This window comes from Neisseria sp. P0001.S005, from assembly GCF_051963715.1.
Map to the genome: position 1 here is coordinate 1 of NZ_JBQCTZ010000006.1, position 21,520 is coordinate 21,520.

A 21,520-nucleotide genomic window follows, 5' to 3' on the forward strand; every position below is an offset into this window, starting at 1 on the left:
AGAAGGTACTCATGGAAAATCCCCTAAATGTCTTAGTAGGAATTTAGGGGATTTTGGGGAATTTTGCAAAGGTCTCAATCTGTGCTAAATTTCACGTCAATACAAATTCATATTTTCATCTCAACATCATGTTTTTTTCCTGCGCCGACTTAGCTGTCCCGCATGATATTATGCATCATGTCGTGAGAGTTGAATCCTCAGGCAACCCATATGCTATAGGTGTTGTAGGCGGACGCTTACAAAGACAGCCTAAAAATTTGGCTGAAGCAGTTGCTACTGCTAAAATGTTGGAACAAAAAGGATTTAACTTCTCCTTAGGATTAGCTCAAGTTAACCGATACAATTTAAAAAAATACGGGTTGCATTCCTACGAACATGCATTCCAAGTGTGCCCAAACGTCAAGGCAGGTTCGCATATATTGCGAGAATGCTACAATCGTGCAAAAGACTGGGGTAAATCTTTCAGCTGTTATTATTCCGGTAACTTTGTAACTGGTTATAAGCATGGATATGTGCAAAAAATTTTTTCATCTATGGGGAAAGGGAGAGCAATCCCACAAAATGCCATTCCAGTCATCAGCAATACTATGAATACCCCTCACCCTATGGGCCAAATGCCAGCACAACAAGCTAACCGCCCAAATTTGACAGTTACCGCTAATCCACAACCATACTCGGCCACTGTCTCTAAAAAACAACATTCCTTGCAAGATAATAGTACTGCACAAGCGAAAAGCAATACTTATAAAGATAGCGCAGCAGTCTTTTAGATAGTTTTTTTTCCACATCAACCTGTAATAAACATAGGAAATTTCAAATGAAAAACACTCAAATTCAAAAAAAATCCCGCTTTACTGCTGAAAATGTCGCAACAGCAGCTTTTGTTGCTGCAGCATTTTTAGCACCGACTGTAGGTATGGCAGCCGATGATTTCACCTCAGCTTCTGGTGGAGCCTGTAAATTCATTAAAAACATCCATACCGTATTGAACTTGATGTCTGTCGCTGTCGTAACCATCGCCATCATCTTTGCCGGTTACCAAATTGCTTTTGCGCACAAACGCATTTCCGACGTCGCACCTATTTTAATTGGTGGTGTGTTGATTGGTGCGGCTGGTCAAATCGCAAAAATGCTGGTTGGTAATGCGGACTCCTGCTCTGCAGCTACAACTTCAGCAATGATGCAAGTATTGCAATTCTTCGCATAATTATTCATTATGCAAAAAAACATCGTTTTTCGAGGATGTACACGTCCGGCAACCTTTCTCGGCGTCCCCTATATACCTTTCTTTATAGGAGCTGGCTCAGGATTATTAATGGGAATGTACTTCAATTTGTTTTTTTTGCTAACCATCCCCTTCATCATTCTGATTATGAGGCAGATGGCCAAGCGAGATGACATGATTTTTCGTTTTCTAGGCTTACGCCTGAAATTCAGGCTTAAAGCCAGAAATCGAGAAGAGTTTCCTGACACATGGTGCTTCTCGCCTAACGAGTACCGCAACAATCCTCCCAAACAATGACAACAACACGTCCGACAGATGCTTTTGTCTGTCGGACAATTCCAACACAAAAAACAAATAAAATGTTTACTCCTGACGCATCAATCAGTCAATTCGTATCCCTCTCCACTCATGTCTCTCCAACCATTGTCAAAACCACTGGTGGAGATTACCTGACAACATGGCATCTATCTGGCCTTCCCTTCGTAGGTCGTGAAGAATGGGAGCTTGAGCACAAGCACAATACATTTAACCGTCTGCTCCAATCCCTGCGTGCACCCGACTACGTAAATGTCGCCTTTTGGGTACATGACATTCGACGTCATCGTAGTATCGATTTACGTCCTGAATTTCAAGAGTCTTTCAACCAAAGCCTCTCTGATCGTTATTTCTCTCGACTCTCCCAAGAAAAGCTCATGAATAACGAGCTTTACTTGACCATGATCTATCGCCCAGTTGTTGATGGCAAAAAATTCGTTGATAAATCGGGTAATATCGATCGTCTCAAAGCCGAGCAGGAACAAGCTATTGGTACACTTAACGAATTAGCAACCAACCTTGAGGCTGTTCTCAAAGACTACCATCCATACCGACTTGGTATGTATGAAGGTAAAAACGGAACTGTATTCTCTGAAACCCTCGAACTTTTCGGTTACATCCTTAACCGCGTTAACGAGCCAGTTCCCGTACTACCAGCCCCAGTTTACAACTACTTACCCCTTAGTCGACATCTCTTTTCTTCCAAAACCGGCGACTATATCGTCCGTACTCCCGAGGGTAAAAACCACTACGGTGCCATACTCAACCTTAAAGAATATCCTGATGGCACCTACCCTGGGATACTGAATGGTCTCAAATATTTGGATGTTGAATACGTCATCACCCATAGCTTCAGCCCAATGAGCCGATACGATGCTATGAAAACCCTCGAGCGCACTCGTGGCATGATGATCTCTTCCGGCGACAAATCATTTACCCAAATTGCAGAACTCGACCATGCAATGGACCAGCTCGCATCTGGCAATTTTGTTCTTGGCGGCTACCATTTCAGCCTTGCTATTTACGCCGACAGCCAAGAGCAGCTTTCCCAAAACATTGCCGCTGCCCGAGCAGAGCTTTCCAACGCCGGTTTTGTAACGACTAAAGAAGACTTGGCCGTCTGCTCCGCATATTATGCCCAACTTCCGGGCAACTGGAACTACCGCACCCGTATTGCCAACCTCTCATCGTTAAATTTCTTGGGTCTTTGCCCCCTCCACAACTTTGCCACAGGCAAACGTGAGGGCAACCCGTGGGGGCAATGCGTTACCGTTCTTCAAACAACCAATGGTCAGCCCTACTACTTCAACTTCCATGCAACCCTTGAAGGTGAAGATTCCGAAGGTGAAAAAGCCATTGCCAACACCATGGTTATTGGTAAGTCCGGTACAGGTAAAACAGCCCTTATCAACTTCCTCCTCAGCCAGGTACAAAAATACGATCCCAAACCCACTATCTTCTTCTTCGATAAAGACCGTGGTGCCGAGATCTTCGTCAGAGCTTGCGGCGGTGCTTATATGGCGCTGGAAAGCGGTCAGCCGACCGGCTTCAACCCCTTCCAATGCGAAAATACAGAGGCAAATGTCCAATTCCTCTGTGGCCTTATGAAGCAATTAGGTGGCAAGGCGCACTATTCAGCAGCAGAAGACGACGATATCCTGCGCGCCGTTCGAGCCATGCTTGATACCCCAATGGCACTGCGCAGTATTTCCAACTTCCAAAAATCGCTGCCCAATACCGGCGACGATTCCCTCTATGCCAATATCCGCAAATGGACTAGAGGAAACAGTCTCGGCTGGGTCTTTGATAACCCTCAGGACAAAATCGACTTCAGTGGTGCCAACATCATCGGCTTCGACTACACCGACGTGATTGAAAACCCACAGGTACGCGATCCAGTCATCGGTTATCTTATCCATCGAATGGAAGAGCTTATCGATGGTCGCCGCTTCATCTACATTATGGATGAATTTTGGAAAATCCTTGATGGCGAAGGCGGCTTGAAAGAGTTTGCCAAAAACAAACAAAAAACCATCCGTAAGCAAAACGGTATGGGTATCTTTGCCACCCAGTCTCCGGAAGACGCCCTCAAAAGCGATATTTCTGCAGCACTGATTGAGCAGACAGCTACCATGATACTGCTGCCAAATCCGAATGCAGATAAAAAAGACTACATCGATGGACTGAAGCTGACCGATTCAGAGTTCCAAGTGATTAAAAGCTTGGACGAGCGCAGCCGTTGCTTCTTGGTCAAACAGGGCCATGCTTCCGCAGTATGCCAACTCAACCTACGCGGATTTGACGATGAATTGGCAGTCATCTCCGCCAGTACCGACAATATCGACATCATGGACGGCATCATCAAGAAAACGGCCGAACGTCTTGGTGTCGGCATTGATGCGGTAAGACCGGAGGATTGGTTACAGACCTTCTACGATGAACGTAAGGGTTCTGGTAAGAAAGCAAGCGCCAATGTGATGCGCAACGCGGATTAGTCGTATAGACGAATAAACCCAAAGGCCGTCTGAAAGCAGCAAGTATTTCAGATGATCCTTACTGAAAAACAAAAAACTTGGATACGTTTAAATAATTTAATTTAATTTAATTTAAGAAAGATTGTAAGCAAATGAAAAACACAATGAGAAAACTGTCTGCAGTTTTAGTGTGCGCAGGAATGCTGGGAAATACATCCGTAACAGCAACAGGTATTCCTGTATTTGATGGAGCAGCGATGACCAATGCCTTCCAGCAGCTGATGAACTGGCAGGCTCAATTATCCGCTCTCACTCGTGGGGGGTTGGACAAATTAAAAGGCGCAGATACAAATGTTCGAGAATCTTCTCAAGTAAAAAGAATGTTTGAACGACGCAAGAAAAAATGTAGGGCAATACAACGTGACAACCCTGCTTCGGGTGCGATTTGTCTAAAAATTACAGAATTAGAACAAAATAAATATGACCTTTTGATTGAAATAGATGACGATCTTAAAAAAGATTTTGACAGAATCAATGGCTTAGTAAAATCCCAAGGCACATCAGCAAGTTCAATGGCTGCTGCAACCCCTTTGTCTAAAGACACGAAAGGTTTTAATTACTCGAATCAGGCAGGCAAAGCTGAAACTGCCGAAAACAATGTACAGATACAAGTAAATGCCGTAATTGCCAAGTACAATCAGTACAAGAACAAAATTGAATTTTTAGACAGCCAGATTGCATATTACAACTCAATGCGCAAAATGCTGACCAAAGAACAGCTTACCGGCAGCAGTTTGAACAAAAACATCACTAAAGGAGCTGCTTACGGCAAACTAACTATTGCTACGGATCACTTTAGACAAAAAGCAAAAGACGTAGTTAAAGATAGACAAGAAATCGAAAGCAAAACCAAACCGATCTATAAACCCAATTGAGTATAAGGCCGTCTGAACCGGATTGATTTCAGACGGCCCAAACAAATCGATCATCTCATCGTTTTACAAAAATTAATCGAAAGCTCTTCTCATTATGATGGATTTACTCCTTTATACCGGCATTCGCGACTATCTTTATGCGCGAATCGGCTACTTTACCGAAGTAGTCTTATCTAAAAACTTAAACCTCGCCCTTACAATGGTTTTGGCATTGCTGACATTATGGATTATGGTTCAGGGCTATCTGATCGTAACAGGTCGGAGTCAGGAAGGCCTCAAAGGATTTATTTTCAGCCTTGGTAAAAACTATGTCGTCATTGCCATTGCACTTGGGGTCTCCTTAGGCAGCAGCTTTAGCGTCCGTGTATTGACTGATGATCTTGCCAATGGCATCAGTCAAGTTATGCATGGCAATAACGATTTCGGCAGCGAGTGTCTGACCGAACAGACCTCCTATATTACCGGCTGTAAAATCGACTTGAACCTGAAAACCACTCAACTTGTCCTATCCGGCCTTTCTGCCATTGATACCGCAGATGACGACCATCTGGAAGATAAGCTTTCCGAAGCCAAATGGTTTGCCGGGGTAGGTACGGCAGGTCCTGCCATCGTGGCGGGCACCATGCTCATCATGTACCGTATCGCGATTTCCCTGTTTGTCGGTTTCGCGCCTATCTTTATTTTGTGCCTCCTGTTCAAAAGAACCGCCCCGCTGTTCCAAAAATGGCTATACTTCGGATTAGCTACTATCTTCTCCAGCGTCTTGCTCGGCGTCATGGCGGAGATTTCCATGGACTTGGTGGGCCACTTATTCGGCGGCGCGGCAGCCGGCAAATTTGTGGCAACCGTCATCGGCGAAGGAGGCACAACCGGCATTATGGAAACCGTTACCCAGCAGCTGGGCTTGGGTTTGATGCTCTCCACCCTACTGATTACCGTACCGCCTATGGCAGGTATGTGGTTTAACGGTGTGATGGGTAGCTTCAGCGCCTACTCAGTTATCGGCAATGGAAATGGAAATCGCCAAGAAGTTCCGCCGCATTTGGATGGTGGGGCAAGTCAGCGGGCTAGCTACGATGTACAGAATAGAGTTACGAATAATGTTGAGAAGTTGGATGCAAATACTAATCAACACACATGGACAATGGGTGGAAGCCAGTCAGGAAGTACAACTACAGATGCAATGAAACTGGCTGAGCAACCTCGTAAGGGAGATAACAAATCCTAGTATTTCACGAATTAAAGATTTAAATAATAGATTGGAAATGAAATGAGAAAATTACTTTTTATGTTATTAGGGTTAATAAACCTTAATATCTGTGCCGCTAATCCTACCTACGATGCGACTAGAGGTGCATTGCAAAATGACCCTGGCTTATGTCAATACGGCTATAATCCCAACTGTGCATCATCTCGTCAACATCAACGAAATCAACCTACGGAAATTGTTCATATTAAAGTACCTTCAAAATACGGAGCATGGGCAATCAATCCTAAAACAGGTATATCAGGTGGCGCGCTCGATATGGATTCACTCGCTGCAGCAAAAAAACAAGCCATTAAAACCTGCGAACAAGGTGGAAAAAATAAACCGTGTAAAATTGGTGCTTGGGTTCGTAATGGCTGTATTGCAGCTGCCCAAAGAAAAGATGGTAGACTTTTTTTCGGTATAAACGACCCTGGTCTTGCTGAAGTGGAAGCATTGAGGAAATGCCAAGCTTCAGGTGGAATTCAATGTAAAATTACAACTCCCGAAGGTTGCTCTATGCCTAAATTCTAATAGACCCAAAGCCGTCTATTTTCAGATGGCTCTTGATATCCTCCTCTAATTACCAATTTAATTTTAACGAGTACGACACGATGAAACATTTATCCATTTTTGTTTTAACAGCGGCTATGCTGCCGTTTTCTGCCTCTGCCGTCAACGCTTCAGATATTGCCGGAAAACTGCTGACAGGCGATAAAAAATATGCCTGCGAGGCCATTACCTGCCTGACTTCTCCGGGTACGCCGCCTAAAGAATGCAACCCTGCACTGCACAGGTTCTATTCCATTCACCACAAATACGCGCAAGACACCATCAGCGCTCGCCGCCGCTTCCTCCAGCAGTGTCCTGCTTCCCGTGACAAAGAGATTGCCCCTATTATCGAAATAGTCGTACATCGATAATCTATCTACACAAAGGCCGTCTGAAATTCAGACGGCCTTTTGTAAATAGTTGGTTTCGCGCCCATCTTTATATTATGCCTCCTGTTTAAAAGAACCGCCCCGCTGTTCCAAAAATGGCTATACTTCGGATTGGCTACCATCTTCTCCAGCGTCTTGCTCGGCGTCATGGCGGAGATTTCCATGGACTTGGTGGGCCACTTATTTGGCGGCGCGGCAGCCGGAAAATTTGTGGCAACCGTCATTGGTGAAGGCGGCACTACCGGCATTATGGAAACCGTTACCCAGCAGCTGGGCTTGGGTCTGATGCTCTCTACCCTGCTGATTACCGTACCGCCTATGGCAGGCATGTGGTTTAACGGTGTGATGGGCAGCTTCAGTGCTTACTCAGTTATCGGCAATGGAAATGGAAATCGCCAAGAAGTGCCACCGCATTTGGATGGTGGGGCAAGCAGGCAAATGACGGAGCATAGGGCCAACCAGGTAACCGAACGGCTGGCACAGGGTCAAAGCCCGCATCAACCTGCTACTCCAAATTGGGCCGCAGGAGGTTACGGGGGCAGTACAACTACCAGTGTTGACCCCAACGCGATAAAAACCCCGTTACAGACTCAATATGGCCTGGCCAGCGGCCCGAAGCCGCCCCAGCCCACACCACAGCCGAAACCCGATCCGAAACAGCAGCCCGACGACTCCATATAACCCGACAAAAGGATGACCTTATGAAAAAACTGTTCTCGTTGGCATTGGGATTAATCAGTCTTAATGCGTATGCCGATCCCACCTATGATGCAACTAGGGGGGCGTTGCAAAATAATCCGGCATTGTGCAGTTATGGTTATAATCCGAACTGTTCCTCAGGCAGCAGCACACCGCCCCCGAAAAAAATCATCTACCACGATGTCATGGTACCTTCCAAATTCGGGGCCTTGGCTGTCAGTGTGAAAGCTGGATATATTGCAGGTTCATTGAATCACGGTTCAAAAGAGGAAGCCCAGCGCGAAGCAGTAAAACGCTGCCGACAAGGCAGCCGCAATACCCCTTGCAAAGCCATCACATGGGTAAGAAACGGCTGCCTTGCTGCCGCAAAAGGAAAAGTAAAAAACAACCAATTTATTTTATCTGATGCAGCAGGTCCACAAGGAACTGTCGAACAAACGGCTTTGCAGAATTGCAGAAACAGAGGGGCGACCGAATGCGAAATTATCATGCCTGAAGGCTGCTCCCTGCCCCAATTGCAGTAATTCAACCCCGTCCGAAGGCCGTCTGAAAATTCTTTCAGACGGCCCTTGAAACCCTCCTCTAATCCCTATTCTATTTTAACGAGTACGACACGATGAAAAATTTATCCATTTTTGTTTTAACCGCAGCTCTGTTGCCGTTTTCAACCTCTGCCGTTAATGCTTCAGATATTGCCGGCAAGCTGCTGACAGGCGATAAGAAATATGCCTGCGAGGCCATTACCTGCCTGACCTCTCCGGGTACGCCGCCTAAAGAATGTAACCCTGCACTGCACAGGTTTTATTCCATTCACCACAAATACGCGCAAGATACCATTAGCGCACGCCGCCGCTTCCTCCAGCAGTGTCCTGCTTCCCGTGATAAAGAGATTGCGCCTATTATCGAAATAGTCGTACATCGATAATCTATCTGCACAAAGGCCGTCTGATATTCAGACGGCCTTTTGAAAATAGTCGGTTTCGCGCCTATCTTCATTTTGGAGCCTCCTATTTAAAAGAACCGCCCCGCTGTTCCAAAAATGGCTATACTTCGGATTGGCAACCATATTCTCCAGCGTCTTGCTCGGCGTCATGGCGGAGATTTCCATGGACTTGGTGGGCCACTTATTCGGCGGCGCGGCAGCCGGAAAATTTGTGGCAACCGTCATCGGTGAAGGAGGCACAACCGGCATTATGGAAACCGTTACCCAACAACTGGGCTTGGGCCTGATGCTCTCCACCCTGCTGATTACCGTACCGCCTATGGCAGGCATGTGGTTTAATGGTGTAATGGCTTCATACTCCGGATACAATGCAATGCAGGGTTGGGGAAACGGTCAGCCTGCTACGCCTCCGGGGATGAATAGTCAACAGACGCAGAGTAATTATATTGTGAGGAGTCATGCTGATAATACTATTGATAATTCAAAACCAGATACTGTTCAGCAAAATCTATGGACGACTGGTGGCAACCAATCCGAAAGAGCAACTACCGATACGATTAAACTGACCTCTCAACCGCATAAAGAAGATAATAAATCCTAGTATTTTTGTCGTAGCCGACTAATAAAGATTGAGATAATCAATAGATTGGAATTGAAATGAAAAAGTTACTTACCGTACTGTTAGGCTTTGCAAGTCTTGATGTTTATGCTAACGGCTGTGGTGGAGAATACCAACCTGCAACAGGCACCTGTCGCATTATCGATAGTTCGGGTCGACAGATTCTATATAACGTAGGAAGACCTAACGGTTACACTCAGAGCCAACCAAGTGTTGTCAATATTGATGTTCCTTCAAAATACGGAGCATGGGCAGTTAATCCTAAAACAGGTATATCAGGTGGAGCACTCGATATGGATTCACTTGCCGCTGCAAAAGAACTAGCCATTAAAACCTGCGAAGAAGGTGGAAAAAATAAACCGTGTAAAGTTAAGGCTTGGGTTCGAAATGGCTGTATAGCAGTTGCTCAAAGAAAAGATGGAAAAGCCTTTTTCGGAATAACTTCCCCAGGCTTAGCGGAAACGGAAGCTTTGAGAAAGTGCCAAGCTTCAGGAAGGTTTCAATGTATAATTACAACTCCTGAAGGATGCTCTATGCCTAAATTCTAATAGACCCAAAGCCGACTGTTGTTCAGAAGACCTTTGATACCCTCCTCTAATCACCAATTTAATTTTAACGAGTACGACACGATGAAACGCTTATCCTTTTTTGTTATAACCGCAGCCCTGCTGCCGTTTTCTGCATCTGCCGTCAACGCTTCAGATATTGCCGGCAAACTGCTGACAGGCGATAAAAAATATGCCTGCGAGGCCATTACCTGCCTGACTTCTCCAGGTACGCCGCCTAAAGAATGCAACCCTGCACTGCACAGGTTCTATTCCATTCATCACAAATACGCGCAAGACACCATCAGCGCACGCCGCCGCTTCCTCCAGCAGTGTCCTGCTTCCCGTGACAAAGAGATTGCACCTATTATCGAAATAGTCGTACACCGATAATCTATCCGACACAAAGGCCATCTGATATTCAGACGGCCTTTTCTCTTCTCAAAATAGGTTAAATTTCAAAACTCTTCAAATACAACCTCATCTTCTGCTCAAATTATTTACATTCTAAACTTACAGACTTAATCTGATCTTTGCCATATTAAGGCTTTTATGTAGATATAAAATGCCGTCTGAAACAACTTGGCACCATCCACAAAGTGGATCGAACAAATGCTTTGTTCTGATTTTTCCCTTTTTATCCCACTAAAACCGACGTCATACTAAGCGATCCCGCAATCAAATTATCATTGAAAAACGTAATCTCGTCTTGCGGTTCACGTAATGCCATGATGTACAGCAACGGCAAGTAATGATCCGGCGTTGGTACAGAAAGCTTAGCCTTTTCGCCTAATTGCTCATAATGCACCAAAGTTTCATCATCTCGTGTTGTAATCGCTTGATTGACTGTTTCCCGAAAAGCAAACGCCCAGTCATACCCTGCACCGATTTGATCAATATGCTCCCAGCTTATCGCCCTCAGATTATGCACAATATTGCCACTGCCGATAATTAGCACACCTTGTTCTCGTAAAGCAGCTAATTTTTTTGCCAAGTTGAAATGCCATTCTGCCGATTGCAAACGGTTAAGGCTAAGTTGCACCACAGGAATATCGGCATCGGAATAGAGATATTTCAACACCGCCCATGCGCCATGATCAAAACCACGCGTTGGATTTAGCTCGACATTTTCCGGCTGTAATAATGACCGCACTTGCTCCGCCAACTCAGGCGAACCGGGCGCGGGATATTGCACTTGGCTGAGTTCATCGGGGAAGCCGTAGAAATCGTAAATCATTTCAGGGTGTTTGTCAGACGTAACCTGCAAACGGCTGCTGTACCAATGCGCTGAAATCATCAAAATGGCTTTTGGTTTGGCAAACTGTTGCGTAATTAGGCTGAAATTCTGATTGAACGGGTTTTCTTTATCTAACACATTCATCGGGCTACCATGCCCCACAAACAATACAGGCATTTTTTTCATGATTTACTCCTCGTTATCGGATACAGCGGATTGTACGGATAAATTTTTATTCAAAAAATACCGGTTTATGAACAACATCTTTTACTGATAAGAAATCATGACTGATAGGGGCTTGAGTTTCTGAGAGAATATGTAGGATAAGGATTTATATAAAAGGCTGTCTGAACATTTTATTTCAGATGGCCAAAAATTTCTTTATTTCTGTATTGACAGAAATAAAAGATAAAAATAGAATACCATCACTATGAAACTAAATCCGACCACTGAAAAATTTATCCTCCACTGGGGCGAAATGGGTACCAAATGGGGTGTAAACCGTACCGTTGCGCAAATCCATGCCCTGCTCTACATCTTAGGCAGACCGATGAACGCCGAAGAAATTACCGAAACGCTCGGCGTAGCGCGCTCCAATGTCAGCACCAGTATTAAAGAGCTGCAAAACTTGAGACTGGTTCATACCGTGCATATCTTGGGCGACAGGCGCGATCATTTTGAAACTTCGGATGATGTCTGGACTTTGTTCCGCACCATTGCAGAAGTGCGTATGCAGCGTGAAATCGAACCGACGCGGCAATTTTTGCAAAGCCTGATCGACAGCCCTGAATTTAGTCAGGAAAATGAAACTGCCAAGCAGCGAATCCAACAAACCCATGATTTCATCAATACGCTGACCATGTGGACAAATGAAATGCTGAAGCTTTCTACTTCAACCATGGTGAAAATTTTGAAAATTGGCGCTGGAATACAAAAATTTTTCCGTTGATGGCAATGGGCTTGTTCTCAATAAGCATAACCAATGCTATTTAGGATATGGAAACATGCTCATAGTATCCTTGTATGGGCATGTTTATCTGAAGCTTGATGTTCTTTGGTAGATTTTGAATCACTGAATATGGATTTCCCTCTTAAAGAAACAATCCAAAAGCCTATCTAAAATTTTTACCCTATAATTTCTCTTTTAACAGAAATTATAGAAATTTCAGACTGATTATATTTTTAAACTGAAATGAAATTAGGAAACCAATATGTCCGACCACACTGCACATACCCTCCCCGCCTACCTGCCTTACTCGATGGGGCTGCTATGGCTCTGGAGCGGTACCCAGCCTCTGCTTTTCATGCCTGAAATGTCATTGGATTTACTGCATTCGGTCGGCATTCCCGATCCGTTGCAATGGCCTACATTAATCGCCGCTTCACTATTGGATATCGGTTTTGCCCTTTTATGCTTCAGCCGCCTTCGTTCCCATTCCTCAGTATGGCTGCTGCAATTGATAACCGTCGCGGCATACAGCCTGATTATCGCCTTCAGGCTGCCTGAAATGTGGGCGCATCCATTTGCGCCTTTGGTAAAAAACCTGCCGATTATGGCTACTTTATTTTTCCTGTATCAATCCGTAGGAGATAAAAAATGAACACTTATTTAATTGTTAAAACCCTGCACATCATCTCGGCTACCTTAATGGTCGGTACCGGTTTTGGTACAGCGTTTTACCTCTTTTGGGTAAACCGCAGCGGTTCGGTTGCCGCACAGTCGGTCGTCTCGCATTGGGTTGTCAAAGCAGATTGGTGGTTTACAACCCCCGCCGTTATTTTCCAACCCCTGTCCGGCTTATGGATGCTGTATGAACGCGGCTACACTGTTGAAACTATGCTGGAACAAAATTGGATATGGATGACACTAGCCTTATACATCTTTTCAGGCATTTGCTGGCTGCCTGTTGTCTGGCTGCAAATCCGCATGGCCAAGATTGCCGAAAAAGCGCACAAAGAAAACGCAGACACCATTCCGGAGCCCTACTGGCATTATGCTAGACGCTGGGAATTACTCGGTTATCCTGCCTTTTGCGCCACTATTGTGATTTACTTCCTGATGGTGATAAAACCGATTTAAAGGTTTTCAGACGGCCTCAGCAACAATATAAAGAAAAACATATGAACATCATCATTTTTGGAGGCAGCGGCTTCATCGGTAGCCGTACCGCTCAAATCCTCAAAGAACAAGGTCACCAAGTTTGCACGCACGACCGCCGCGCCTTCGATTTTCTTCATCCCGACAAAACCGCCGCACGCCGTTTATTGGAAGGGCAAGACGTTCTCATCAACTGCATTGGAATTATGAGCCGGCATGCCGAAATACTTGAAACCGTGCACCACCACACGCCCAAACAGCTCGCCGTATGGGCAAAAGCAGCAGGTATAAAACGCTGGGTGCAACTATCCGCGCTGGGTGCCGATCCATCTCAATCCATCAACTTTGTCGGCAGCAAAGGGCGTGGAGATGATGCCGTCGCCCAAAGCGGCATACCGATTGCCATAGCCAGACCATCCGTCGTTTACGGACGAGGAGGAACCAGTTGCGAGCTATTCATCAAACTAGCCCGCCTCCCTTTACTTCCCTTACCGGAAGCCGGTCGCTTTCATTTACAGCCTGTACACCTTGCCGATGTTGCCGAAGGTTTGGCAAAACTTGCCGTCCAAGCCGTCCCAGCCGACAATAACCATAGCATCATTAATATGACCGGTAGCAAAACGCTGACTTTGGCGGAATACCTGACCACCATCCGCCAAACCCTGCACCATAAACCGCCACAACGTATTCTGTCTTTCCCCCTACGCCTGCTTGACCCAGCGCTGCCGTTGGCAAACATCCTCAGCAACGGCATTATCAGCCGAGACAGCTTTTCCCTACTCAAGCAAGGCTCATGCGCCGACTATTCTGATTTTGCAGCTTTACTAGGCAGGGAACCATTGGTGGCAGAAAACTTTGCTGGTTGCCTATAATTCATTTAACTTTAAAATGACAAAACAAAGGCCGTCTGTTTGTTGTTCAGACGGCCTAAAGCTTTTATAAAATACTTTATTGCAAAACAATTCAGTTCATCAGAGACTTATTGCTTCCACCTACCCAACTACAAAGGCTGGGCCAAATCGTTTTCCGTGTTGTAGCTGATAAAATCCTGCTCATAAGGGAAATGGACAACCCGCGCGCGCTGTTGCTGCAACCAGCCGCGGATGCTGCGCATTCCTGAATAAAGGTATGGCACGGTGCTTTGCAGGATTTGCGGACGGATAAACATCACGCTGTAATGCGGTCTGGACGGGGTTTCAACGTAAAATGCATTGCACAACGGCGTGCGTTTGGCGATAGTCTCAAACTGGGAAACCAAGTTTTCCGGCAAACGCGGCATATCGCAGGATACGATGAGCAGCCAATCGGCAGTGGCAATTTGTAAATCGTTGGCGGCAGTACATAAGGCGGCTAAAGGACCGTAATGCTGCCATTGGCGCGCATCCGAGAAAACGTGCGCGCTGCGTTGGGCGTAAGATTCGAGATTGCGGTTGGCACTGATGGCGATATGGCTGACTTGCGGGCGGATTTTTTCGATAACGTGGTCTATCAAGGCTTTATTGTGCCATTGCACCAACCCTTTATCGACACCTCCCATCCGGCTTCCCTGCCCGCCGGCCAATATCAGTGCAAAAATTTTCATTTTGGTAGTCCTTTGCAAAGCAGAGTGTGTAAGTGTTATTCGCGATGTTGTATTTATGGAATAAGTTTTTAAGGCTTCAGGCCGTCTGAAATCTGATTTTGTGATTTAATTCACTTAAGATGAATTTTATCATAACATGATTTTACATTAAACCCCTGTTTTTTCTTATCATAACCATACAATTATTTTAGACAGGTTGTTTATAAGCCGAAAGAATGATATTTTTATAAGATTATCGGATTAGTCTTCCTGCGTGCTTTATGCGTTTATTCTCCGGATCTTCAGACGGCCTGAGCCTGTCCTCACGTTTAAAACTACTGACTGTGTTATGGGTCGGCTCGGCTTTTTTATCGATTGCCTTTACCCTGCTGCTTTCTTGGCGTTTGGAAAGCGCGGCTAAAACGATTGAAGATGCGGGCAGCTTGAAAATGCAGGTGTATCGCTTGGCTTATATGGCAAGCGTCCGTACGCCCAATGCTCAAATTGACAACCAAATCAAAGAATTTGAACGTACGCTGGCCAATGTAACGCAAAGCGATGCCATTCATCCGCTGATTCCGTCACAAATGCCGCTGGCTTACGATTTGATCCAATCGATGCTGTTAATTGATTGGGAATCCAACATCAAGCCTTCTTTGCAACATTACGAGCGGCCGACCCAAATCGGCTTATACCGTTTTGCCGGCAATATCGAGCTGTTTTTACAAGCGATGGAAAACGCCAACGAGCAAAATACTTTGTGGCTGCGCCGTTTTCAAATGGCGATGATGTTGATGATTTTAGTGGCTGCCGGCTTGATGATTGTTTGGCATTATTCGTGGATCATCCGGCCGCTGGAAAAATTGCGCGACGGGGTAGAAACCATCAGCGAAGGTCGTTTCGGGGTACAAATCGATACAGACCAAATTCGTGAATTCGCCCAAGTCAGCAAGGGCTTCAACCAAATGAGCCGCCGTCTGAAAACGCTTTATACGGATTTAGAAGGACAGGTTGCCCAACAAACCCAAGACTTGGCCCGGCAAAATCGTGACTTGACTCTGCTCTACCAGACTACGCGCAACCTGCACCAAACCTTTACGCCGCAACAGGCCGCAGAAGAATTTTTGGCTCAGATTCTGCCGGCGTTTTCCGCTTTGGGCGGTACAGTATATCTTTCCGATGAAGAACGCAAACGCTCTGACTTGGCGGCAAGTGTCGGTGAAACCGAAGAGGGAAATCGTGTAGAATTCCCAATCGTTTACCAAGACGAACAGCTCGGTGTATTGGCCCTGTATTTTTCAGACGGCCATATGCCCAATGAGCAAGATGAAAAATTGTTGCAGACTTTAAGCGGGCAGCTGGGGATTTCCATCGCCAACAACCGCATGGAACAAGAACGCCGCCTGCTTGCCGTCTTGCAGGAGCGTAACTTGATTGCGCAAGGTTTGCATGACAGTATTGCACAAGCCCTGACCTTTTTGAATTTGCAGGTGCAAATGTTGGAAAGCGCGTTTGCTTCAAACCAACGCGAGCAGGCTGAAGAAAACATCAGCTTTATTAAAGACGGCGTGCAGGAATGCTATGAAGACGTCCGCGAGCTTCTGATGAATTTCCGCACCAAAATCAGTAATAAAGATTTCCCTGAAGCGGTAGAATCGCTGCTGGCGCGTTTTGAACGACAAACCGGTATTCCAGTTGATTTAAAATGGCAGGACGACGGACAGGCTTTGAATTATGATGAGCATTTGCAAATCATCTTCATCTTGCAGGAAAGCCTGTCCAATATCCGGAAGCACGCGCGTGCGCAACATGTCAGCGTCGAAATTGCTAACCACGGCGATTTTGTCATGACGATTCGTGACGACGGCGCGGGCTTTAATAAAGAACATCTATCAAACCGGCCTTCAGGCGAACATGTCGGCTTGGGCATTATGCAAGAACGGGCCCAACGGATTAACGCAGAATTGGCCATTACATCGCAGATTGGGCAAGGTACGGCGGTTATGCTGACTTTGCCGCAACAAATGAGAACAGCATCATGACGATTAAAATTACCCTTATTGACGACCACACCCTATTTCGCAGCGGTATCAAGGCCTTGCTTTCGCGCCAGCCTGATTTTGAAGTCGTCGGCGAAGCTTCAGACGGCCTGGCCGGCGTAAAAATGGTTGAGCAGCTCAAGCCTGACGTAGTTTTGCTGGACTTGGATATGCCGGTCATGAACGGCCGCGAAGCATTGGCTCAAATTCTGAGCATCAATCCGCAACTGACCGTCATCATGCTGACTGTTTCCGAAGACAGTGACGACTTGACCGAATGTATGCGTATGGGGGCAAAAGGCTTTTTGCTGAAAAACATCAACGCCGACTTCCTCTTGGAAAGCATCCGCAAAGCCGTCGACGGAGACAATGTATTCTCCCCTGAAATGACCAGCCGCTTGGTGCAATCGCTGATTTCCCCTTCTCCTTCCCGCTCAGACCATCTGCTGGAGCAACTGACTCCGCGCGAGATGGAAATCTTGGGCTATCTTGCCGCCGGACACAGCAACAAAATCATTGCCCGCCATTTGAATCTGGCAGAGTCAACCGTCAAAGTGCATGTGCAAAACCTGTTGCGTAAGTTGAACCTAAGCAGCCGCGTCCAAGCAGCGGTTTATGCGGTGCAACACAAAGTACCGCAACCGGTATTGTCTTAATCAGGCCGTCTGAAACCTTCTTTTTAAAAGGTTTCAGGAAAAGCGTTTATTCGCTATAATCACGCCGATTTATATGCAGGGTTGTCTGATTTTTCAGACGGCCTTTTTATTTGATTTCTCACTGATTTAAAACGATATGTCCGAAAACATTCCAGAAAATACGCCCGAAAATACCGTTCCAGAAGAACACAAACGCAGTATCCGCAGTTTCGTTTTGCGCCAAGGCCATATGACCGCGGCCCAACAGCGCGCTATCGATACGATGTGGCCGCAATTTGGTGTGGACTTCCAAGAAGCCCCTTTGGATTTGAACCGCGCTTTTGGACGGGACAACCCTAAAGTTTTGGAAATCGGTTTCGGTATGGGCGTCGCGACAGTGGAAATCGCCAAACGTCTGCCCGATACCGACTTTTTAGCGATTGATGTTCACGGCCCGGGCGTCGGCAATATCTTGAAGCTGATTGAGGAAGAACACATTTCCAATATCCGCGTGATGCGTCATGATGCAGTGGAAGTAGTAGAAAAGATGCTGGAAGACGGTTCTTTAGACGGCATTCATATTTTCTTCCCTGACCCTTGGCACAAAAAGCGCCATAACAAACGCCGCTTGGTACAAGTGCCATTTGTTGAAAAGCTGTTGCCCAAACTCAAAAGCGGCGGCTATGTCCATATGGCAACCGACTGGGAAGAATACGCCGTGCAAATGCTGGAGGTTTTGAGCAGTTTCGACTCTTTGCAAAACACGGCTGCCGATTACGCCCCTACGCCTGATTATCGTCCTGAAACCAAATTTGAAGCCCGAGGCAAACGATTGGGTCATGGCGTTTGGGACTTGGTGTTCCGTAAGAAATAAAGCCAAACATAAAACACAAGGCCGTCTGAAAAATTTCAGACGGCCTTTTATCTTACTGATTAAGCCAAGAAAAGTTTATAAGCCGGATTATCGGTTTCTTCTTTATAAACATAACCCAAGCTTTCCAAGAAGTCGGTAAAGGCTTCATTGTCGCTTTCAGGTACATCGATACCGACCAAAATACGGCCGTAGTCCGCACCATGATTGCGATAATGGAACAAGGTAATATTCCATTCGGCACGCATATGGTTCAAGAAACGGGACAATGCGCCGGGGCGCTCCGGAAATTCAAAGCTGACCAAACGTTCGCTGGATACTTTTTCCGTACGTCCGCCGACCATGTAACGGATATGGATTTTGGCGATTTCGTCATTGGTCAGGTCAACATTTGGCAAACCTGCGTCAGCCAGTTGTTTGCTGATAACGGCCAAGTCTTGCGCACCGGCAGTTTGCAGACCGACAAAAATATGAGCATTGTTGTCATTGCCGTAGCGATAGTTGAATTCAGTAATATTCCTACTGCCCAAAACATTGATAAACTTGAGAAAGCTGCCTTTTTCTTCAGGAATGGTAACGGCGAAAATACCTTCGTTGCCCTCGCCCAGCTCGCTGCGTTCTGAAACATGGCGCAGGCGGTGGAAGTTCATGTTGGCACCACTGGTGACGGCAACCAAATTTTGACCTTGGATATTGTTTTTCGCAACGTAAGCCTTCAAGCCGGCAAGGGCCAATGCGCCCGCAGGCTCGGTAATGCTGCGCGTATCGTCAAAAATATCTTTAATCGCGCCGCACAACATATCCGTATTGACCGTAATAATTTCGTCCAACAGCTCTTTACACAGGCGGAAAGTTTCCTCGCCCACCACTTTAACCGCCGTGCCGTCTGAAAACAGACCGACATCTTTCAAATGTACGATTTCCCCTGCTTCTACCGATTGCTTCATACAGCAAGAGTCATCGGTTTGCACGCCAATCACTTTAATTTCAGGGCAAACCTGTTTGATAAACGCCGCTACGCCTGCTGCCAAACCGCCGCCGCCAATCGGAACAAAAATCGCATTGATATTGCGGTGTTGTCGGAGGATTTCCATGCCGATGGTTCCCTGACCGGCAATTACGTCAGGATCATCAAATGGTGCAATATAGGTCAGTTTTTCCTTTTCTGCCAACTCCATCGCATAATCATAGGCATCGTTATAAGACACGCCTTTCAATACCACTTCGCCACCTCGGCTCTTGACCGCATCGATTTTGATTTTAGGCGTTGTTTCCGGCATCACAATGACGGCGCGGCAACCTAAATACTGTGCCGACAAAGCCACACCCTGCGCATGGTTGCCCGCGCTTGCTGCAATCACGCCACAATCCAAGGCTTCTTTAGGCAGTTTCGCCATTTTGTTGTACGCGCCGCGAATTTTGAACGAAAACACCGGCTGCAAATCTTCGCGCTTGAGCAAAACCTGATTGTTCAGACGGCCTGACAAACTGCGTGCCAAATCCAAAGGCGTTTCTACGGCCACATCATAAACGGAAGCGGTCAAAATACGGGTTAGATAATCAGAAAGAGGAAGGGAATGGTTCATAGTATTTTTAGTGTTCGGAAATAAATTGCAATTCGGTCAAATCGACCGGAGGAAAAAGTTAAAACCATACCCCTGAGGCCGTCTGAAGGCAAGAAAAATCTTAGCAAAACCTAAATGAGACGGTATAATGTCCGCTTAATATCTATTTAATATGCCAAACTGTTTGCCTCATAACAGTGTCCACTCATATTCAAATCTACAAATAATGATGAAAAAAACGCTACTTAGCTTAATTTTTGCTGCCCTCCTGAATACTCCTGCCCTCGCTACCGACCCGGTTGCATCCGCACCTGCCGTACAAGGCGAGGCTCAAACGCAGCCGCTGCTACACAGCATCAACAGCCCGACAACGCCGCCGGAAATTGCGGCGACTGCCTATATCGTTACCGACCTGCACAGCAAGCAAACCTTGGCATCCAACAATGCCGATACACCTATCGAGCCAGCCGCATTGACGCAAATGATGACCGCCTACCTTGCCTTTAAAGCACTGGAAAACGGTACACTTGAAGCAAGCCAAATGCTGACCGTTTCCAATGCTGCATGGAAGGTCGAAGGTTCGCGTATGTTCCTCGATCCCAAAGTTCCTGTCAGCGTCAGCTCCTTGATTAAGGGTACAACCATCCAATCGGCCAACGATGCCGCCATTACCCTCGCTGAAGCCCTTGGCAACGGCTCTATCGACGAATTCGTCAAACAAATGAATGAAGAAGCCAAACGCTTGGGCATGAAGCACACCCACTTCAACAACCCGACCGGTATTTCTTCTAACGGCCATGTTTCAACCGTTGGCGACTTGGCCATTTTGGCAGCCGCGCTGATCAACGACTATCCGAAATATTATCCTTTATTTGCAAATAAATCTTTCAAATACAATAATATCGAGCAGCCCAACCGCAATCTCCTGCTCTATCGCGACAGCAGTATCGACGGTTTGAAAACCGGCTATAGCGAAGGCGCAGGCTACCATCTCGCCGCTTCCAGCAAACGCAACAACCGCCGTATTGTTTCCATTCTTGCCGGTGCCGAATCCACCGAAGCGCGCGCCAGCGAAAGCAGCAAACTGCTCAACTGGTCATTGCAGGCATTTGATACGCCTAAACTTTACAACGGCGGAGAAGTGATTTCCCAAGTCAAAGTTTACAAAGGCAGTACCAAAGCCGTAGATATCGGTTTCTTGGACGATGTTTACATTACCATTCCCCACGATACCGGCAAAAACGTCAAACCAATCTTAGAAACGCTTCAGCCCGTCCTCGCCCCGATTGAAAAAGGCCAAGTATTGGGCAAGCTGAAAGTCATGAAAGACGGTAAAATCATTGCCGAAAAAGATGTCGTCGCTCTGACCGGCGTGGAAGAAGGCAGCTGGTTGCGCCGTATGTGGGACGCGATTGTGTTGTGGTTTAAAAGTTTATTCGGTTAATCCTCTTTCTATCAAAACATAAATAAAGGCCGTCTAAAATATTTCAAACGGCCTTTTGTATATCTGCTTTATGGCTTTAATAAAAATTTCTAACAAGAAATTTATCCATTTTAATCTTAGCAGTTTCA

General features: G+C 46.2%; 25 protein-coding genes. 22 read left to right on the top strand and 3 right to left on the bottom strand.

The genetic code is table 11. The features are described from left to right. Positions 1-53 precede the first annotated feature (53 nt). The 14 genes from ACTHSP_RS01805 (at position 54) to ACTHSP_RS01870 (ending at position 10,335) form a co-directional block, all read left to right on the top strand. The gene (locus ACTHSP_RS01805; protein ID WP_440345508.1) at positions 54-770 is read left to right on the top strand and encodes a lytic transglycosylase domain-containing protein; all 717 of its coding nucleotides are present in this window, start codon (positions 54-56) and stop codon (positions 768-770) included. 47 nt (positions 771-817) lie between these two features. Continuing rightward, positions 818-1,207, top strand: a complete 390-nt coding sequence (locus ACTHSP_RS01810) for a TrbC/VirB2 family protein (protein ID WP_314512421.1) — start codon at positions 818-820, stop codon at positions 1,205-1,207. Positions 1,208-1,216: 9 nt separating this feature from the next. Further along, positions 1,217-1,522, top strand: coding sequence for a type IV secretion system protein VirB3 (locus tag ACTHSP_RS01815; RefSeq protein WP_036472428.1), 306 nt, complete (start codon positions 1,217-1,219; stop codon positions 1,520-1,522). Positions 1,523-1,584: 62 nt separating this feature from the next. Next, on the top strand, positions 1,585-4,035 hold the full coding sequence (locus tag ACTHSP_RS01820) for a VirB4 family type IV secretion/conjugal transfer ATPase (RefSeq protein ID WP_440345509.1): 2,451 nt from the start codon (positions 1,585-1,587) through the stop codon (positions 4,033-4,035). A gap of 143 nt (positions 4,036-4,178) precedes the next feature. Continuing rightward, complete coding sequence (locus ACTHSP_RS01825; RefSeq protein WP_308881183.1) at positions 4,179-4,949, top strand: hypothetical protein; 771 nt, start codon at positions 4,179-4,181, stop codon at positions 4,947-4,949. A 94-nt stretch (positions 4,950-5,043) separates the two neighbouring features. Beyond that, positions 5,044-6,177: a type IV secretion system protein gene (locus ACTHSP_RS01830; RefSeq protein ID WP_314512427.1), complete on the top strand. Its 1,134-nt coding sequence runs from the start codon at positions 5,044-5,046 to the stop codon at positions 6,175-6,177. Between the two features lie 42 nt (positions 6,178-6,219). Next, a complete protein-coding gene (locus tag ACTHSP_RS01835) occupies positions 6,220-6,729 on the top strand; it encodes a DUF4189 domain-containing protein (protein ID WP_314512428.1) in 510 nt (169 codons plus the stop codon). Positions 6,730-6,809: 80 nt separating this feature from the next. Continuing rightward, positions 6,810-7,118 carry a TrbM/KikA/MpfK family conjugal transfer protein gene (locus tag ACTHSP_RS01840; RefSeq protein WP_314512430.1) on the top strand — a complete coding sequence of 103 codons (309 nt, stop codon included), beginning with the start codon at positions 6,810-6,812 and terminating at the stop codon, positions 7,116-7,118. 45 nt (positions 7,119-7,163) lie between these two features. Next, positions 7,164-7,817: a type IV secretion system protein gene (locus tag ACTHSP_RS01845; RefSeq protein WP_440345522.1), complete on the top strand. Its 654-nt coding sequence runs from the start codon at positions 7,164-7,166 to the stop codon at positions 7,815-7,817. A gap of 20 nt (positions 7,818-7,837) precedes the next feature. After that, on the top strand, positions 7,838-8,359 hold the full coding sequence (locus tag ACTHSP_RS01850) for a DUF4189 domain-containing protein (protein WP_049328285.1): 522 nt from the start codon (positions 7,838-7,840) through the stop codon (positions 8,357-8,359). Between the two features lie 92 nt (positions 8,360-8,451). Next, on the top strand, positions 8,452-8,760 hold the full coding sequence (locus ACTHSP_RS01855; RefSeq protein ID WP_314512432.1) for a TrbM/KikA/MpfK family conjugal transfer protein: 309 nt from the start codon (positions 8,452-8,454) through the stop codon (positions 8,758-8,760). 130 nt (positions 8,761-8,890) lie between these two features. Next, positions 8,891-9,379 (top strand): hypothetical protein, encoded by a 489-nt coding sequence (locus ACTHSP_RS01860; RefSeq protein WP_440345510.1) that lies wholly within the window; start codon positions 8,891-8,893, stop codon positions 9,377-9,379. A 56-nt stretch (positions 9,380-9,435) separates the two neighbouring features. Next, the gene (locus ACTHSP_RS01865) at positions 9,436-9,945 is read left to right on the top strand and encodes a DUF4189 domain-containing protein (RefSeq protein WP_440345511.1); all 510 of its coding nucleotides are present in this window, start codon (positions 9,436-9,438) and stop codon (positions 9,943-9,945) included. Between the two features lie 81 nt (positions 9,946-10,026). Then, entirely contained in the window at positions 10,027-10,335 is a 309-nt protein-coding gene (locus tag ACTHSP_RS01870) for a TrbM/KikA/MpfK family conjugal transfer protein (protein WP_440345512.1), read from the top strand. A gap of 244 nt (positions 10,336-10,579) precedes the next feature. Here ACTHSP_RS01870 and ygiD read toward each other — a convergent pair whose 3' ends face one another. After that, a complete protein-coding gene (ygiD, locus tag ACTHSP_RS01875) occupies positions 10,580-11,365 on the bottom strand; it encodes a 4,5-DOPA dioxygenase extradiol (RefSeq protein WP_440345513.1) in 786 nt (261 codons plus the stop codon). Positions 11,366-11,609: 244 nt separating this feature from the next. On the opposite strand from ygiD, the gene ACTHSP_RS01880 reads away from it, so the two are divergent. The 4 genes from ACTHSP_RS01880 (at position 11,610) to ACTHSP_RS01895 (ending at position 14,149) form a co-directional block, all read left to right on the top strand. Continuing rightward, positions 11,610-12,128 carry a GbsR/MarR family transcriptional regulator gene (locus tag ACTHSP_RS01880; RefSeq protein WP_440345514.1) on the top strand — a complete coding sequence of 173 codons (519 nt, stop codon included), beginning with the start codon at positions 11,610-11,612 and terminating at the stop codon, positions 12,126-12,128. Between the two features lie 262 nt (positions 12,129-12,390). Further along, positions 12,391-12,780: a DoxX-like family protein gene (locus ACTHSP_RS01885; RefSeq protein ID WP_440345515.1), complete on the top strand. Its 390-nt coding sequence runs from the start codon at positions 12,391-12,393 to the stop codon at positions 12,778-12,780. Beyond that, the gene (locus ACTHSP_RS01890; RefSeq protein WP_314512444.1) at positions 12,777-13,259 is read left to right on the top strand and encodes a DUF2269 domain-containing protein; all 483 of its coding nucleotides are present in this window, start codon (positions 12,777-12,779) and stop codon (positions 13,257-13,259) included. The genes ACTHSP_RS01885 and ACTHSP_RS01890 overlap by 4 nt, the downstream gene beginning before the upstream one ends. A gap of 41 nt (positions 13,260-13,300) precedes the next feature. Continuing rightward, positions 13,301-14,149: an NAD-dependent epimerase/dehydratase family protein gene (locus ACTHSP_RS01895; protein ID WP_440345516.1), complete on the top strand. Its 849-nt coding sequence runs from the start codon at positions 13,301-13,303 to the stop codon at positions 14,147-14,149. A gap of 128 nt (positions 14,150-14,277) precedes the next feature. On the opposite strand, the gene mobA is transcribed toward ACTHSP_RS01895, so the two are convergent. Then, positions 14,278-14,859, bottom strand: a complete 582-nt coding sequence (gene mobA / locus ACTHSP_RS01900; protein ID WP_063075735.1) for a molybdenum cofactor guanylyltransferase MobA — start codon at positions 14,857-14,859, stop codon at positions 14,278-14,280. Positions 14,860-15,119: 260 nt separating this feature from the next. Between mobA and ACTHSP_RS01905 the strand changes: the two genes are divergently transcribed. The 3 genes from ACTHSP_RS01905 to trmB all read left to right on the top strand — a co-directional run bounded on the left by ACTHSP_RS01905 (position 15,120) and on the right by trmB (position 18,386). Continuing rightward, positions 15,120-16,880: a histidine kinase gene (locus ACTHSP_RS01905; RefSeq protein ID WP_440345517.1), complete on the top strand. Its 1,761-nt coding sequence runs from the start codon at positions 15,120-15,122 to the stop codon at positions 16,878-16,880. After that, positions 16,877-17,533, top strand: a complete 657-nt coding sequence (locus ACTHSP_RS01910; RefSeq protein ID WP_003680203.1) for a response regulator — start codon at positions 16,877-16,879, stop codon at positions 17,531-17,533. Before ACTHSP_RS01905 ends, ACTHSP_RS01910 begins: the two co-directional genes overlap by 4 nt. Before the next feature lie 136 nt (positions 17,534-17,669). Continuing rightward, positions 17,670-18,386 carry a tRNA (guanosine(46)-N7)-methyltransferase TrmB gene (gene trmB, locus ACTHSP_RS01915; RefSeq protein ID WP_295863935.1) on the top strand — a complete coding sequence of 239 codons (717 nt, stop codon included), beginning with the start codon at positions 17,670-17,672 and terminating at the stop codon, positions 18,384-18,386. Between the two features lie 59 nt (positions 18,387-18,445). Here trmB and ilvA read toward each other — a convergent pair whose 3' ends face one another. Further along, on the bottom strand, positions 18,446-19,969 hold the full coding sequence (gene ilvA / locus ACTHSP_RS01920) for a threonine ammonia-lyase, biosynthetic (protein WP_070647156.1): 1,524 nt from the start codon (positions 19,967-19,969) through the stop codon (positions 18,446-18,448). A gap of 205 nt (positions 19,970-20,174) precedes the next feature. Between ilvA and ACTHSP_RS01925 the strand changes: the two genes are divergently transcribed. Further along, the gene (locus ACTHSP_RS01925) at positions 20,175-21,392 is read left to right on the top strand and encodes a D-alanyl-D-alanine carboxypeptidase family protein (RefSeq protein WP_314512454.1); all 1,218 of its coding nucleotides are present in this window, start codon (positions 20,175-20,177) and stop codon (positions 21,390-21,392) included. The last annotated feature ends 128 nt before the right edge of the window (positions 21,393-21,520 follow it).

Excerpts from the sequence above, each read along its gene's own strand:
- ACTHSP_RS01835 (WP_314512428.1), top strand. The coding sequence starts at position 6,220 with ATGAGAAAATTACTTTTTATGTTATTAGGGTTAATAAACCTTAATATC.
- ACTHSP_RS01810 (WP_314512421.1), top strand. The coding sequence starts at position 818 with ATGAAAAACACTCAAATTCAAAAAAAATCCCGCTTTACTGCTGAAAAT.
- ACTHSP_RS01910 (WP_003680203.1), top strand. The coding sequence starts at position 16,877 with ATGACGATTAAAATTACCCTTATTGACGACCACACCCTATTTCGCAGC.
- mobA (WP_063075735.1), bottom strand. The coding sequence starts at position 14,859 with ATGAAAATTTTTGCACTGATATTGGCCGGCGGGCAGGGAAGCCGGATG.
- ACTHSP_RS01925 (WP_314512454.1), top strand. The coding sequence starts at position 20,175 with ATGATGAAAAAAACGCTACTTAGCTTAATTTTTGCTGCCCTCCTGAAT.
- ACTHSP_RS01895 (WP_440345516.1), top strand. The coding sequence starts at position 13,301 with ATGAACATCATCATTTTTGGAGGCAGCGGCTTCATCGGTAGCCGTACC.
- ACTHSP_RS01905 (WP_440345517.1), top strand. The coding sequence starts at position 15,120 with ATGCGTTTATTCTCCGGATCTTCAGACGGCCTGAGCCTGTCCTCACGT.
- ACTHSP_RS01820 (WP_440345509.1), top strand. The coding sequence starts at position 1,585 with ATGTTTACTCCTGACGCATCAATCAGTCAATTCGTATCCCTCTCCACT.
- ACTHSP_RS01825 (WP_308881183.1), top strand. The coding sequence starts at position 4,179 with ATGAGAAAACTGTCTGCAGTTTTAGTGTGCGCAGGAATGCTGGGAAAT.
- ACTHSP_RS01850 (WP_049328285.1), top strand. The coding sequence starts at position 7,838 with ATGAAAAAACTGTTCTCGTTGGCATTGGGATTAATCAGTCTTAATGCG.
- ACTHSP_RS01885 (WP_440345515.1), top strand. The coding sequence starts at position 12,391 with ATGTCCGACCACACTGCACATACCCTCCCCGCCTACCTGCCTTACTCG.
- trmB (WP_295863935.1), top strand. The coding sequence starts at position 17,670 with ATGTCCGAAAACATTCCAGAAAATACGCCCGAAAATACCGTTCCAGAA.
- ACTHSP_RS01890 (WP_314512444.1), top strand. The coding sequence starts at position 12,777 with ATGAACACTTATTTAATTGTTAAAACCCTGCACATCATCTCGGCTACC.
- ygiD (WP_440345513.1), bottom strand. The coding sequence starts at position 11,365 with ATGAAAAAAATGCCTGTATTGTTTGTGGGGCATGGTAGCCCGATGAAT.
- ACTHSP_RS01870 (WP_440345512.1), top strand. The coding sequence starts at position 10,027 with ATGAAACGCTTATCCTTTTTTGTTATAACCGCAGCCCTGCTGCCGTTT.
- ACTHSP_RS01840 (WP_314512430.1), top strand. The coding sequence starts at position 6,810 with ATGAAACATTTATCCATTTTTGTTTTAACAGCGGCTATGCTGCCGTTT.
- ilvA (WP_070647156.1), bottom strand. The coding sequence starts at position 19,969 with ATGAACCATTCCCTTCCTCTTTCTGATTATCTAACCCGTATTTTGACC.
- ACTHSP_RS01855 (WP_314512432.1), top strand. The coding sequence starts at position 8,452 with ATGAAAAATTTATCCATTTTTGTTTTAACCGCAGCTCTGTTGCCGTTT.
- ACTHSP_RS01865 (WP_440345511.1), top strand. The coding sequence starts at position 9,436 with ATGAAAAAGTTACTTACCGTACTGTTAGGCTTTGCAAGTCTTGATGTT.
- ACTHSP_RS01815 (WP_036472428.1), top strand. The coding sequence starts at position 1,217 with ATGCAAAAAAACATCGTTTTTCGAGGATGTACACGTCCGGCAACCTTT.
- ACTHSP_RS01830 (WP_314512427.1), top strand. The coding sequence starts at position 5,044 with ATGATGGATTTACTCCTTTATACCGGCATTCGCGACTATCTTTATGCG.
- ACTHSP_RS01880 (WP_440345514.1), top strand. The coding sequence starts at position 11,610 with ATGAAACTAAATCCGACCACTGAAAAATTTATCCTCCACTGGGGCGAA.